This window comes from Roseovarius roseus (assembly GCF_043355935.2).
GTDB lineage: Bacteria > Pseudomonadota > Alphaproteobacteria > Rhodobacterales > Rhodobacteraceae > Roseovarius > Roseovarius roseus.
Window position 1 is genome coordinate 1 of the sequence record NZ_JBHFPE020000001.1, and the last position, 12,526, is coordinate 12,526.

15 protein-coding genes are annotated in these 12,526 nt (G+C 62.8%); 4 read left to right on the plus strand and 11 right to left on the minus strand.

Going from position 1 to position 12,526, the window contains the following annotated elements:
• Positions 1–135: 135 nt before the first annotated feature.
• The 8 genes from ACEWPL_RS00005 to ACEWPL_RS00040 all read right to left on the minus strand — a co-directional run bounded on the left by ACEWPL_RS00005 (position 136) and on the right by ACEWPL_RS00040 (position 7,287).
• The gene (locus ACEWPL_RS00005) at positions 136–1,131 is read right to left on the minus strand and encodes an ABC transporter substrate-binding protein (RefSeq protein ID WP_393935359.1); all 996 of its coding nucleotides are present in this window, start codon (positions 1,129–1,131) and stop codon (positions 136–138) included.
• A gap of 39 nt (positions 1,132–1,170) precedes the next feature.
• Positions 1,171–2,001: an ABC transporter permease gene (locus ACEWPL_RS00010; protein WP_393935405.1), complete on the minus strand. Its 831-nt coding sequence runs from the start codon at positions 1,999–2,001 to the stop codon at positions 1,171–1,173.
• 95 nt (positions 2,002–2,096) lie between these two features.
• On the minus strand, positions 2,097–2,972 hold the full coding sequence (locus ACEWPL_RS00015; protein WP_393935357.1) for an ABC transporter permease: 876 nt from the start codon (positions 2,970–2,972) through the stop codon (positions 2,097–2,099).
• Positions 2,973–2,996: 24 nt separating this feature from the next.
• Positions 2,997–3,791: an ABC transporter ATP-binding protein gene (locus ACEWPL_RS00020; RefSeq protein ID WP_393935356.1), complete on the minus strand. Its 795-nt coding sequence runs from the start codon at positions 3,789–3,791 to the stop codon at positions 2,997–2,999.
• Positions 3,788–4,207: a VOC family protein gene (locus tag ACEWPL_RS00025; protein WP_393935354.1), complete on the minus strand. Its 420-nt coding sequence runs from the start codon at positions 4,205–4,207 to the stop codon at positions 3,788–3,790. Before ACEWPL_RS00025 ends, ACEWPL_RS00020 begins: the two co-directional genes overlap by 4 nt.
• Before the next feature lie 8 nt (positions 4,208–4,215).
• A complete protein-coding gene (gene hydA, locus ACEWPL_RS00030) occupies positions 4,216–5,679 on the minus strand; it encodes a dihydropyrimidinase (RefSeq protein WP_393935352.1) in 1,464 nt (487 codons plus the stop codon).
• A 19-nt stretch (positions 5,680–5,698) separates the two neighbouring features.
• Complete coding sequence (locus ACEWPL_RS00035; protein WP_393935350.1) at positions 5,699–5,950, minus strand: hypothetical protein; 252 nt, start codon at positions 5,948–5,950, stop codon at positions 5,699–5,701.
• Positions 5,951–6,024: 74 nt separating this feature from the next.
• The gene (locus tag ACEWPL_RS00040) at positions 6,025–7,287 is read right to left on the minus strand and encodes a Zn-dependent hydrolase (protein ID WP_393935349.1); all 1,263 of its coding nucleotides are present in this window, start codon (positions 7,285–7,287) and stop codon (positions 6,025–6,027) included.
• 138 nt (positions 7,288–7,425) lie between these two features.
• Here ACEWPL_RS00040 and ACEWPL_RS00045 point away from each other — a divergent pair, with 138 nt between their 5' ends.
• Both ACEWPL_RS00045 and ACEWPL_RS00050 read left to right on the plus strand, forming a co-directional pair.
• On the plus strand, positions 7,426–8,085 hold the full coding sequence (locus ACEWPL_RS00045) for a TetR family transcriptional regulator C-terminal domain-containing protein (protein WP_393935348.1): 660 nt from the start codon (positions 7,426–7,428) through the stop codon (positions 8,083–8,085).
• Positions 8,086–8,176: 91 nt separating this feature from the next.
• Positions 8,177–8,473, plus strand: coding sequence for a hypothetical protein (locus tag ACEWPL_RS00050; protein ID WP_393935346.1), 297 nt, complete (start codon positions 8,177–8,179; stop codon positions 8,471–8,473).
• A gap of 18 nt (positions 8,474–8,491) precedes the next feature.
• Here ACEWPL_RS00050 and preA read toward each other — a convergent pair whose 3' ends face one another.
• Positions 8,492–9,796 carry an NAD-dependent dihydropyrimidine dehydrogenase subunit PreA gene (preA, locus tag ACEWPL_RS00055; RefSeq protein WP_393935344.1) on the minus strand — a complete coding sequence of 435 codons (1,305 nt, stop codon included), beginning with the start codon at positions 9,794–9,796 and terminating at the stop codon, positions 8,492–8,494.
• A gap of 3 nt (positions 9,797–9,799) precedes the next feature.
• Entirely contained in the window at positions 9,800–11,128 is a 1,329-nt protein-coding gene (locus tag ACEWPL_RS00060; RefSeq protein ID WP_393935342.1) for an NAD(P)-dependent oxidoreductase, read from the minus strand.
• A gap of 189 nt (positions 11,129–11,317) precedes the next feature.
• On the opposite strand from ACEWPL_RS00060, the gene ACEWPL_RS00065 reads away from it, so the two are divergent.
• A complete protein-coding gene (locus tag ACEWPL_RS00065) occupies positions 11,318–11,698 on the plus strand; it encodes a hypothetical protein (protein WP_393935340.1) in 381 nt (126 codons plus the stop codon).
• A gap of 78 nt (positions 11,699–11,776) precedes the next feature.
• Complete coding sequence (locus ACEWPL_RS00070; protein ID WP_393935339.1) at positions 11,777–11,974, plus strand: hypothetical protein; 198 nt, start codon at positions 11,777–11,779, stop codon at positions 11,972–11,974.
• On the opposite strand, the gene ACEWPL_RS00075 is transcribed toward ACEWPL_RS00070, so the two are convergent.
• Positions 11,947–12,456, minus strand: a complete 510-nt coding sequence (locus ACEWPL_RS00075) for a GNAT family N-acetyltransferase (protein WP_393935337.1) — start codon at positions 12,454–12,456, stop codon at positions 11,947–11,949. The two genes, ACEWPL_RS00070 and ACEWPL_RS00075, sit on opposite strands and share 28 nt — an antisense overlap.
• Between the last annotated feature and the right edge of the window lie 70 nt (positions 12,457–12,526).

The window sequence follows — 12,526 nt, forward strand, 5'->3', positions numbered from 1 at the left end:
TGCCGCCGGTTGGGTGGGTTCAAGTTCACCCGGAGATTACGCCACCTTCAAATTTCCACCACCTTCGCGACACGACCTGAAAAAAAGGCGCGCCCATCTCTGAACGCGCCTTCTAGGGTCAGCCAAGCGTTGAAATCAGTTCAGCACCTTGTCCGTCACCTCATGCGTCCAGGCGGCGTCGCCCGGATCGCCGGTGATCACAGGGTCCGAGCCGCCCGACAGGAGCGACTCGATCGTCCGTTTGAAATCGGCGGGATCGAGCGCGCCATTGCTGCCTGCGGTCAGCTTGGCCACTTCCTTCATCATGCGGATCTGGTGCTCTTCCGTCTGGGCGCCGCTCGCGTCGTTGTCGAGCACGATCATCGCGGCCTCCTCGGGATTTTCCTCGGCCCATTTCCAACCCTTCATCGAAGCGCGGACAAAGCGCGCCATCTTGTCGACGAAGGCCGGATCCTCAAGGTTTTCGCCCAGCACATAAAGCCCGTCCTCCAGGGTCGAGACGCCCTGATCCTCATACTTGAACACGATCAGTTCCTCGGGCGTCAGACCGGCATCCAGCACCTGACCGTACTCATTATAGGTCATGGTCGAGATGCAGGCCGCTTGGCGCTGCAGAAGCGGATCGACGTTAAAGCCCTGCTTGAGCACGGTCACCCCGTCATCCGAGCCGTCGGTGGGTATGCCCAGCTTGCTCATCCAGCTGAGGAAGGGATACTCGTTGCCGCTGAACCACACGCCAAGGGTCTTTCCGGGGAAATCCTCGGGCGTCTCGACGCCGCTATCCTTGCGGCAGGTCAGCATCATGCCCGACGATTTGAAGGGCTGCGCGATATTGACGAGGTCCAGCCCCTTTTCGCGGCTGGCCATGGCCGATGGCATCCAGTCGACGACGACATCGGCGCCGCCGCCCGCAATAACCTGAGCAGGCGCGATATCGGGCCCGCCCGGCTTGATCGTCACGTTCAGGTCTTCTTCATCGTAGAAGCCCTGATCCTGCGCCACGTAATAGCCTGCAAACTGCGCTTGCGTCACCCATTTGAGCTGCAGCGTCACGTCATCCGCCGCCTGCGCCGCGCCGGCGCCAGCGACCGCAAGGGCGGCTAGGCCCAGAGTTGTCTTGAGTTTGTTCATGATGATAGCTCCCTGTTGTTTAGCGTTTTTTTTGGTCGTTCATCGGCCCCGCTGGGACGGGTGCCAGAAAGTCAGCGCCTTCTCGGCCAGCGCGATGGCGCCGTAAAAGGCCGATCCGGCCAGCGCCGCCACCACGATCTCGGCCCAGACAAGGTCCATCGCCAACTGCCCGACCGAGATCGAGATTCGAAATCCCATTCCTCGCGTGGGCGAGCCAAAGAATTCTGCCACGATCGCCCCGATCAGCGCCAGTGTCGTCGCGATCTTGAGCCCGTTGAAGATGAAGGGCAGGGCGGCAGGCAGGCGCAGCTTGATCAGAGTCTGCCAATAGCTGGCGGCATAAGTGCGCATCAGGTCGCGCTGCATCGCGCCGGTATCGGCAAGCCCCTGAACCGTATTCACCAGCATCGGAAAGAAGACCATGACGACTACGACGGCGGCCTTGGATTGCCAGTCGAAGCCGAACCACATGACCAGAATGGGGGCGAGGCCGATGATAGGCAGGGCGGCCATGAAATTGCCCACGGGCAGCAGGCCGCGTTGCAGAAAAGGAAACCTGTCGACCGCGATGGCCATGGCAAAGGCCGCGGCGCAGCCGATGATGTAGCCGCTCAGCGCCCCCTTGATTACGGTCTGAACGAAATCCTGCCAGAGCAGCCCCGTCGAGGCCGCGAAGGTCTGCGCGATATCGCTGGGCGCTGGCAGGAGGACCGGGCTGATGCCAAAGCCGCGCACGGCAATTTCCCACAGGGCAAGGACCGAGAGGCCAAAGATCACCGGAACCAGAAACCGGGCTGCGCGCGTTTCATAGCGTGCCAGCCAGGAATTGAAGCGCCACGCCACCAGCCACACGGTCAGGAGCAGGGCCATCGTCGGGCTCAGGATAGCGATGCCAACCACGCAGGCCAGCGCCAGCGCGATGGCATAGATCCCGCCCGGCATGCCGGGCGTCTTTGCTTGCGTACTCATCGCCCCATCCCCATGCGTGCCAGTGCGACCTTCTGTATGGCGCCGATGATCCCGACGAGGATCGCTGCCAAGAGCGCCGCCATGAGTAGCGCGCTCCAGATCTGGATGGTCTGGCCGTAATAGCTGCCCGCAAGCAGGCGCGCCCCGAGGCCCGCAACCGCGCCCGTCGGCAATTCGCCGATAATCGCGCCGACCAGGCTGGCCGCCATGCCGATCTTGAGCGAGGTAAAGAAATAGGGCATCGACGACGGCAGGCGCAGCCGCCAGAAAGTCTGTCCGCGGCTGGCATTCCAGGTGCGCATCTGGTCCAGCTGCATCGCGTCGGGACTGCGCAGACCCTTGACCATTCCGACGACCACCGGAAAGAAGGACAGATACATTGAGATCATCGCCTTGGGCAGCAGCCCCGAGATGCCGATGGCGTTGAGCACCACGATGATCATCGGCGCGATGGCGATGATCGGCACCGTTTGACTGGCGATGATCCAGGGCATCACGCTTTTGTCCATCGTGCGATTATGCACGATCCCGACGGCCAGCAAGATGCCAAGCCCGGTGCCCAACACGAAGCCCAGCATCGTGGCGCTGAACGTGACCCAGCTGTGATAGATCAGCGAGCGCTTGGAAAATCCACGCCCCTTCAGCACCATCGCGCCGGTCGTATCCCAGATTTCAGCCGCGACCTGGTGCGGGACCGGCAGCTTGGGCTTGTCCTGACTCCAGGTATCGGCCACCAGATCGGGCGTGCTCAGCTCGATATCGGCGCGCTGCGCCTTGTCATAGGCCCAGGGCGCGTTGAGCGGGATGGCCGCGATATACCAGAGCGCAAAAATGGCAGCGACGACGGTGAGAACAGGGAAGACGTTTCTCATGTTGTTGGCCCTGCTGCGCCGCGATCACTCATCGCCGTGTCCCGCACGCAGGCCTTCGCGGACGCGGTGGGCGATATCGATGAACTCCTGGCTGTCGCGGATATCCAGCGGGCGATGCCGGGGAAGGGGGCTGTCGATCACGTCGGCAATGCGGCCCGGGCGGGGGGACATCACGACGATCTTTGTGCTCAGGTAAACAGCCTCCGGGATGGAATGGGTGACAAAGCAGATCGTCTTTTCCGTGCGGTCCCATAGCTTGAGGAGTTGCTCGTTTAGATGGTCACGCACGATCTCGTCCAGCGCACCGAAGGGCTCGTCCATCAGGAGGATATCCGCATCGAAGGCCAGAGCGCGCGCGATGGAGGCGCGCTGTTGCATGCCACCGGAAAGCTGCCAAGGGAATTTCTTTTCAAACCCGGCGAGTTCGACCAGCTCCAGAACCTCGGCGGTGCGCCGCGCCTGTTCGTCCCTGGAATAGCCCATGATTTCCAGCGGCAAGCGGATATTGCCGCCGATGGTGCGCCAAGGGTAGAGGCCGGCGGCCTGAAAAACGTATCCATAGGCGCGACTTCTGCGCGCCTCTTCGGGCGTGACGCCATTGACGGTGATCGTCCCTGCCGTCTGATGTTCGAGATCCGCCATGACGCGCAGGAAGGTAGTCTTGCCGCAGCCAGACGGGCCGATGAAGCTGACAAAATCGCCCTGCTTTACATCGAGCGAAACGTCTTTCAGCGCATGGACAGGCCCGTCACTCGTCTCGAATGTCAGGCTGAGGTTCTGGGCGGATATGACCGTGTCCCTGATAGCTGTATCCTTCATGCGGCGAAACCCCAGAGCTTGGCTTCGGCGAATTCGACCGAATTGTGCGCCGGATCGCGCACGTAGATCGAGCGCGCGCCATTCGGCCATTCGAAGTCCGCCTCGATTTCCACCTGCTTGGCCGTGAGATGAGCGGCCCAGGCTTCCAGACCACCGGGCTCGGCACGAAAGCAGACATGGCCTTCGCCCTTGGCGCCATGCGGAGGCACGGGGAACTTCCCGCCGCTTTGCTGCGTCGCGTCCGGATCGAAGAGCAGGATCATGGACGTCTTGCAGCGCAGGAAGATGTGGCGACCATCGACACGAACTTCTTCTTCCAAGCCGATGACATCCTTATAGAACTCCGCCGTCTCTTCGAGGTTCGAGGCGTAGAGCGCCGTTTCCAGAACGGCCTTTGGGGGCTGAGGCATGGCCATGGCGGCGCCTAAATCCCCGCCGGAATGTTCAGCGGATCGCGCTCGATCATCTTGGGCGCGTTCAGCGCCTTCCATTTGCTCAGCGCGCTATGCGCCGAGGGGAAGGCGGGGCGGGGCACAAACCGACCACGGCCCGGCTGGGGTTGCGAGTTCTGACCCCAGGCCCAAATCACCTCGCCGCGCGACAGGGTATAGCGGCTGTTGGCGGTCACTTCGAAGCCCTCGAAGACGTTGTAATCGAGGATCGAATGGTGGTTGGCGGGGCTGATGGTCTTGGTGATCTTGGGATCCCACACAACAATATCGGCGTCTGCACCTTCGACGATCGCACCCTTTTTCGGGTATATGTTCAATATCTTGGCGACGTTTGTTGATGTAACGGCAACGAATTCGTTTGGCGTCAGGCGCCCCGTCTCGACGCCGGTGGTCCAGAGAACCGGTAGCCGCTCCTCCAGCCCGTTCGAGCCGTTGGGTATGATGCGGAAATCTTCACGTCCCGCGCGTTTCTGCTCGGTCGAGAATGCGGCATGGTCGGTGGCAACGACCTGTAGCGAGCCTGATTGCAGCCCTGCCCAGAGCGAATTCTGATGCTCCTTGTTGCGGAAGGGCGGCGACATGACGCGGCGCGCGGCGTGGTCCCAATCGGTGTTGAAATACTCAGATTCGTCCAGCGTCAGGAACTGCACCAAAGGCTCGCCATAGACGCGCATGCCCTTCTGGCGCGCGCGGCGGATCGCCTCATGCGCCTGCTCGCAACTGACATGGACGATATAGAGCGGCACGCCGGCCGCATCCGCAATACAAATCGCGCGGTTCGCCGCCTCACCCTCGAACTCGGGCGGGCGGGAATAGGCGTGGCCCTCGGGGCCGGTGATGCCCTGATCGAAGTATTTCTGCTGCATCTCGGCCACCAGATCGCCATTCTCAGCATGGACCATCGGCAGCGCGCCCAGCTCGGCACAGCGCTTGAACGAGGCGAACATCTCGTCATCCTCGATCATCAGCGCGCCCTTGTAGGCCATGAAATGCTTGAAGGAATTGACGCCCATGTCGACGGCGTCCTTCATTTCGTTAAAGACGTTCTCGTCCCAGCCGGTGATCGCCATGTGATAGCCGATGTCACTGCAGATCTGCGGCGCGGATTTGCGGTGCCATTCGTTGATCGCGTTCTTGATGCTGCCATCGGCGCCCGGCAGGCAGAAATCGACCAGCATCGTCGTACCGCCGCAGGCCGCGGCCCATGTGCCGGTCTCGAAGGTCTCGGCCGCCGTGGTGCCCATGAAGGGCATTTCCAGATGCGTATGCGGGTCGATCCCGCCGGGGATGACATAGGCGCCGGAGGCGTCGATATATTCGTCGCCCTTCAGGTCCTCGCCGATCTGCTTGATCGTCTCGCCCTCGATCAGGACATCCGCTTTCCACGTGCGGTCGGCGGTGCAGACGGTACCGCCCTTGATGACTTTGGTGGTCATGATGTTTTTCCCTGATTTCTCATTTGGATTGGTGCGAGAGCATCGAATTGAGTATCTCGCCCGTAATTGCTGCGCCCTCGTCCTCTGCACAAATCTCCGAGACGCCTTGTTCTACGATTTCTAGGTCTGGCCCCTTTTCAGGACTATTTTTCGGGTCAGCCCAATTTGCGCCTGACAAGAACCCATGCAGCCAAAGCCCGACGAGCTCGCGGTCATTGTCAAAACTCTCGTAAAGCTTTGTGCAGTTCATAGCCGGAAAATCATCGAACATACGTGTTTCCTCGCCTGACGCCGCTGTCACAACCACCGTCGACATAGCTATCGACCATTGAACATGCCGCCATATCACCCCTCGACCCCCGCTGTCTCGACCACGGCATGCAGCAGCACGTCCGCCCCGGCACGCGCCCATTCCATCGTGATTTCCTCGGCCTCGTTATGCGACAGGCCATCGACGCAAGGGCACATGACCATGGCGGTGGGTGCAACGCGGTTGATCCAGCAGGCATCGTGCCCGGCGCCAGAAATCACGTCCTTATGCGAATAGCCCAGACGCTCGGCGGCGGAGCGGATGGCGGTGACGCAATCCGGATCGAACTCCACCGGATCGAACCCACCGACCTTCTCGAAGCTGACCTCCAGTTCCATCTCGTCGCAGATCGCCTTGGCCGCCTCCTTCATCTCGCTCACCATCTCGGTTAGCACATCGATATCGGGCGACCGAAAATCGACGGTGAAGACCGCCTTGCCGGGAATCACGTTGCGCGAATTGGGATAGACCTCGAGCGCACCGACCGCGCCGACCGCGCTGGGGCCGTGGGCGAGGGCGATCTCGTTCACTTTCTCCAGCACCCGCGCCATGCCGAGGCCGGCGTTGCGCCGCATCGGCATCGGGGTCGATCCGGTATGCGCGTCCTTGCCGGTGATCGTGATCTCGGTCCAGTCAAGGCCCTGGCCGTGCGTGACAACGCCGATATCCTTGCCCTCGGCCTCAAGAATCGGGCCCTGCTCGATATGCAGTTCGAAAAACGCCTTCATCTTGCGCGCGCCCACGGGCTCCTCGCCCTGCCAGCCGATGCGCTTCAACTCGTCGCCAAAGCGCTTGCCGTCCTTGTCGGTGCGGTCCTTGGCCCAGTCTTCCTCGTGGATGCCCGCGAAAACGCCGGAGGACAGCATGGCAGGGGCAAAGCGCGTGCCTTCCTCGTTGGTCCAGTTGGTGACGACGATGGGATGCTTGGTCTTGATATCGAGGTCATTGAGCGTGCGGATCAGTTCGAGCCCTGCCAATACGCCCAATACACCGTCATATTTGCCGCCTGTCGGCTGGGTGTCCAGATGCGAGCCGACATAGACGGGCAGGGCGTCCGTATCGGTGCCCTCGCGGCGCGCAAACATGTTGCCCATCGTGTCGAGGCCCATGGTGGCGCCCGCCTCCTCGCACCATTTTTGAAAGAGCGCGCGCCCTTCGGCATCCGCATCGGTCAGCGTCTGGCGGTTGTTGCCGCCCGCCACGCCGGGGCCGATTTTGGCCATCTCCATTAGGCTGTCCCACAGGCGCTGGCCGTCGATTTTCAGGTTCTGTCCCGGTGAGGTCTTCGAGGCTGCCATGGGGTGTCCTTTCTTGCGCGGGATGCGGGCGGTCTTTTTACCGTTTGGTCAACTAAACGATTGCGGAGCGGGCGTGACCTGTCAAGAATAGTGTTGAGAGATATGTAAGACACCCGCTGGTTGCCTACAGATTGGGCGATGGCGGAGGGATGTGAAAGGGGCGATATGGGCGAGACGGCGAATTTGCGGGATCCGGCGCCCAGCCGCATTCAGCAGCGCAATCGCAGCCGCATCTTGGAGGCGGCGCTCGACGTCTTCTCGCAGCATGGGTATCGCGGCGCGACGCTGGACCAGATCGCGGCAAATGCGGGGCTGAGTAAGCCAAATATCCTTTATTATTTCGCCGGCAAGGAAGAAATCCACGGCACCCTCCTTCACCAGCTGATGGACACCTGGCTGGAGCCGTTGCGCCAGCTCGACCCCGAAGGGGTGCCGCTGGACGAGATATTGACCTATCTGCGCCGCAAGCTGGAGATGAGCCAGGCCTATCCCCGCGAAAGCCGGCTTTTCGCCAATGAGATCCTGCAGGGCGCACCGCGGATCGCGCCACTGCTCGAGGTCGAGCTCAGGCCGCTGTTTGACGGGGCCGTGGCGCTGGTCGACGGCTGGAGCCGGGCAGGCGCCATCGCGCCGATCGACGCGCGTCACCTGATTTTTTCGATCTGGGCGACGACGCAGCATTACGCGGACTTCGAGGCGCAGATCAGCGTGCTGATGGGCGGCGCCCCGGCAACGGACGGAGCGTGGGCGTATCTGTCCGAGCTCTACCGCAAGTCTCTGACGCCGGATCAGGGTTAGCCCGGCATTAGCCATCTGCGGCGAATGCACTGGCTGCAAGGCGCGGGGCGGCATATTCTGCTCGCGGGTGGCGGCCTTTGGTGAGGGCCTTATGGCGGGATTTTTCTATCGTGATTTCGGCACTGCGCAGGCCGGGCCGGAGGGTGACATCGAGGCGCGCCTGCGCACCGAGCAATTGCGCCGCGCGCTGCAAGAGGCGTCGGGGCTGCGCGCCCCGCTTGAGGCCGTGCGCGTCGCCGCGCCGGCCGTGTCGGGACAGGTTCTGGAGGATGATGACGCGGGCGGCGAGACGGCGCGCGTGATCGACACGGATGGCGATGATGCCGCCTCAGAGGTGCCGCGGGCCGGGCGTTTCCGGCGCGGTGCGCGGCCTTTTCGTGGTTCCTGACAGGGTGGGCCGCGTCGCCTATTCAGCGGCGCAGGCGCCCGGATTGTTCGGGTGGGTCGTCCAGTTGGCATACTCCGCCTCGACCACCTTGCCGGTGCGCGGATCCACCTCGCCCGCCGTCATTTCGTCCATCGTGATGCAGCCCTCGACCGGGCAGACATTGACGCAGAGGTTGCAGGCCACGCATTCCTCGTCGATCACCTCGAAGACGCGGCCTTCGGACATGGAAATCGCCTGGTGCGAGGTATCCTCGCAGGCCGCATAGCAGCGCCCGCACTTAATGCATAGGTCCTGATCGATCACCGCCTTGGCGACATAATTGAGGTTCAGATCCTGCCAGTTGACCGTGTTGGGCACCGCGCGCCCTACGATCTCGGACGTGCTCTGATAGCCCTTTTCATCCATCCATTGCGACAGGCCCGAGATCATCTCTTCGACGATCTTGAAGCCATAGGTCATCGCCGCCGTGCAGACCTGCACATTGCCCGCGCCAAGCGCCATGAACTCGGCCGCATCGCGCCATGTGGTGATGCCGCCGATCCCGCTGATAGGCAGGCCGCGCGTCGCGGAATCGCGGGCGATCTCGGCCACCATGTTGAGCGCGATGGGTTTGACCGCCGGGCCGCAATAGCCGCCATGCGCGCCTTGCCCGTCAATGGTGGGCTGCGGCGCGAAGAGATCGAGATCGACCGATGTGATCGAATTGATTGTGTTGATGAGGCTGACCGCGTCCGCGCCACCCTCCATAGCCGCCAACGCGGGTTTCCGGATATCGGTGATGTTGGGCGTGAGCTTCACGATCACCGGCAGGTCGCTGTGCTTCTTGCACCAATGCGCGACCTGGCCGACATATTCGGGTACCTGGCCCATCGCGCTGCCCATGCCGCGCTCGCTCATCCCGTGGGGGCAGCCGAAATTCAGCTCGACCCCGTCACAGCCGGTATCCTCGACGCGGCGCAGGATCTCGCGCCACGCATCCTCGTTCATGGGCACCATCAGCGAGGCGATCAGCGCACGGTCCGGGTAATCCCGTTTGACGCGCGTCATTTCCTCAAGATTCACTTCCAAGGGCCGGTCGGTAATCAGCTCGATATTGTTGAGGCCCAGCAGGCGGCGGTCGGCGCCGTAGATCGCGCCATAGCGCGGGCCATTGACGTTGACGACGGGCGGTCCGGCCTCGCCCAACGTCTTCCACACCACGCCGCCCCAGCCGGCGTCGAAGGCGCGGCGCACGTTGTATTCCTTGTCCGTGGGCGGCGCCGAGGCCAGCCAGAACGGGTTGGGGGATTTGATCCCGATGAAGTCGGTTGTGAGGTCGGCCATGGCTTAGCCCTCCGCCATCAGTGTTGCGTGAATATCCATCGCGGCATCGCGGCCCTCGGCCACCGCCGTCACGGTCAGATCGTCGCCGCCCGCGGCGCAATCGCCGCCCGCCCAGACCAAGTCGGTGCTGGTGCGGCCCGCGCCGGTGACGGCGATCTTGCGCCCGTCGAGATCGGGCAGGGCGGCGCCTTCGAGTGTCTGTCCGATGGCGCGGAACACCTGATCGGCGGCGAGGCGGAAGGTCTGGCCCGTGGGTTTCAGCGCGTCGTCGGTATATTCAAACTCGATCTCGCGCACCGCGCCATTGCCGATCACGGAGACCGGGCTGGCATTGGTGAGGATCCGCACGCCCGAAGAGGCGGCCAGATCCTGCTCGAATTCGCTCGCATTCATGTGCTCGCGGCCCCGGCGATAGACCAGCGTGACATTCAGCGCCCCAAGGCGCTTGGCCTGTACGGCTGCGTCCACGGCGGTCATGCCGCCGCCGATCACGACCACGTCGCGCCCGATGGGCAGCTGCGCCAGATCATCTGCCTGCCGCAGATCCGCGATGAAATCGACCGCGTCGCGCAGCCCCTCCTTATCCTCGCCTTCAAGGTTCAGCGCGTTCACGCCGCCAAGACCGATGGCGAGGAACACCGCGTCGAAATCAGATGCCATCTCGTCCAGAGTGACCTCGCGTCCCAGTGCCTTGCCGGTCTCGATGGTGATGCCGCCGATCTTGAGCAGCCAGTCGACCTCGCGCGCGGCGAAATCATCGGGCGTCTTGTAGCTGGCGATGCCATACTCGTTCAGACCGCCCGGCTTGGGGCGTGCGTCATAAACGATGACGCCGTGGCCCAGCATGGCAAGGCGATGCGCGCAGCTGAGACCCGCCGGCCCGGCGCCTACAACTGCCACACGCTTGCCCGTATCGGGTGCGCGGGTGAAGGGGTGCACGCCCGCCTCCATCAGCGTGTCGGTGGCATAGCGTTGCAGCTGCCCGATCAGCACCGGCTTGCCCTCTGCGACCTCGCGCACGCAGACCTCCTCGCAGAGCGTCTCGGTCGGGCAGACGCGGGCGCACATGCCGCCCATGATGTTCTGGCTGAGGATCGTTTTGGCTGCCGCCTCGGGTGTGCCGGTGGCGATCTGCCGGATGAAGAGGGGGATGTCGATATCCGTTGGGCAGGCCGTGATGCAGGGCGCATCATGGCAGAAATAACAGCGATCCGCGGCGACAAGCGCCTCGTGTCGGTCAAGCCTGGGATGAAGGTCCGAGAAGTTGTCGGCGTAGTCGGCGGCGGGCAATCTGCCTGCAACGATACCGGGGGTCAGTGCGCCTTGGGTCATGGCGTCCTCCTTGAGCAAGGGGTGGCTGACTTGGAGTAAAGCACGACTGGAAATTTTATCAACTGGTAAAATTTATATGAGCGACATTTTCTTGCGCCTCGTGCGCGCGCAGTGAAGTCTTGCTGCGCGGGTCCGGCGGTAACGGCCTGTTAACCATTGATGCGCCATAGTGGTGGCATGAGAAGTGTCATGGTCCTCATCGTCGCCGCGCTGGCCCTTGCTGCTTGCAACACGCCCGGCCCCGGGTTCCGAGGGGTCGAGCCTGTGCGCATCAGCCTGCGCGGCGACGTCTTTGATGTGCGCGTGGATGGTGTGCGGGCCGAGGCGATGCGGGTGAATCAGCGCTGGGCGCCCAATCTGAATAGCGTCGCGCCCAATGCCGTTGCCGCGATCGAAGAGGTGTCAGGCTGCCGGGTGCGCAAGCTGGACGGGGATGCGGCGCTGATGACGGCCCGGCTGGACTGCGGCCAGAAGCTGGAGCCGTTGCCTCGCGGTTTCAGCTATGATTGCGACGTCTACAAGATATTCGACGGGCTGGCCGAATTGACCTGCCGTCCACGCCCGGTCTGAGCGGTTTTCCTTGAGTTCGAAACGCATTTGCGGCAAGAGCACTCGCAGGGGCAGCATCGCCCACCAAGGATGATATCCATGAACTACAAGGCACAAGGCGCGCCCAAGATGGGCCGCAACGCACCGCGTCATTCCGAGCATAACGCACCCGGATCTGACAAGGACCCGTTCGGCAAGCGCGGCGGCGGTCGCCCCGGCAAGGCGGAATTGCTGGAGCGGATGAAGACGGCGCAGGCAAAGGATGCGGATCAGTCCGCCGATTCGCCCAAGGGCTGAAGCGCCTTTTCCATGTAAACGCTGGCGTCGTTCGCCTCATAGGCGCCAAACCGCCCGCAGCGCGTGAACCCGTGCCGCTCATAGAGGCGCACGGCCCCGGCTAGGATGTCAGCCGTCTCCAGTCGCAACATGGGAATGCCCTCTTCTCGGGCGCGGTCCTCGAGCGCGCGCAGGATGGCGGCTCCGACTCCGCGTCCGCGCGTCTCGGCTGTAGTGAACATGGACTTGATCTCGCCATAGCCCTCCATGCGGACCAACGCGCCGGTCCCAAGCACTTTCGTCCCTTCACGGGCGACTATGAAAAGGACCTCGGGCGCACAGAGCGCGTCGAAGCCGAGGACGTAATTCTCCTCGGGGTCGAACAGATCCTGCATCATCGCGTGGCTCTGCGTCAGCAGGGCGTGCGGGCCGGGATCGAGAGGGTTGGCGGGTTCGATGATCAGCATGGGCCGGATCAGGCGCAGCTCCTTGCCTGGTGTCAAGCCTTTGCACAGACTGAGTCTCTGCCGCTGCGTCAATATCTTGTGGATAAGTTGCACCAGATCGCCAGAT

Coding starts and splice junctions, on each gene's coding strand:
- ACEWPL_RS00005 (WP_393935359.1), bottom strand. CDS start 1,131: ATGAACAAACTCAAGACAACTCTGGGCCTAGCCGCCCTTGCGGTCGCT.
- ACEWPL_RS00010 (WP_393935405.1), bottom strand. CDS start 2,001: ATGGCCCTGCTCCTGACCGTGTGGCTGGTGGCGTGGCGCTTCAATTCC.
- ACEWPL_RS00015 (WP_393935357.1), bottom strand. CDS start 2,972: ATGAGAAACGTCTTCCCTGTTCTCACCGTCGTCGCTGCCATTTTTGCG.
- ACEWPL_RS00020 (WP_393935356.1), bottom strand. CDS start 3,791: ATGAAGGATACAGCTATCAGGGACACGGTCATATCCGCCCAGAACCTC.
- ACEWPL_RS00025 (WP_393935354.1), bottom strand. CDS start 4,207: ATGGCCATGCCTCAGCCCCCAAAGGCCGTTCTGGAAACGGCGCTCTAC.
- hydA (WP_393935352.1), bottom strand. CDS start 5,679: ATGACCACCAAAGTCATCAAGGGCGGTACCGTCTGCACCGCCGACCGC.
- ACEWPL_RS00035 (WP_393935350.1), bottom strand. CDS start 5,950: ATGTTCGATGATTTTCCGGCTATGAACTGCACAAAGCTTTACGAGAGT.
- ACEWPL_RS00040 (WP_393935349.1), bottom strand. CDS start 7,287: ATGGCAGCCTCGAAGACCTCACCGGGACAGAACCTGAAAATCGACGGC.
- ACEWPL_RS00045 (WP_393935348.1), top strand. CDS start 7,426: ATGGCGGAGGGATGTGAAAGGGGCGATATGGGCGAGACGGCGAATTTG.
- ACEWPL_RS00050 (WP_393935346.1), top strand. CDS start 8,177: ATGGCGGGATTTTTCTATCGTGATTTCGGCACTGCGCAGGCCGGGCCG.
- preA (WP_393935344.1), bottom strand. CDS start 9,796: ATGGCCGACCTCACAACCGACTTCATCGGGATCAAATCCCCCAACCCG.
- ACEWPL_RS00060 (WP_393935342.1), bottom strand. CDS start 11,128: ATGACCCAAGGCGCACTGACCCCCGGTATCGTTGCAGGCAGATTGCCC.
- ACEWPL_RS00065 (WP_393935340.1), top strand. CDS start 11,318: ATGGTCCTCATCGTCGCCGCGCTGGCCCTTGCTGCTTGCAACACGCCC.
- ACEWPL_RS00070 (WP_393935339.1), top strand. CDS start 11,777: ATGAACTACAAGGCACAAGGCGCGCCCAAGATGGGCCGCAACGCACCG.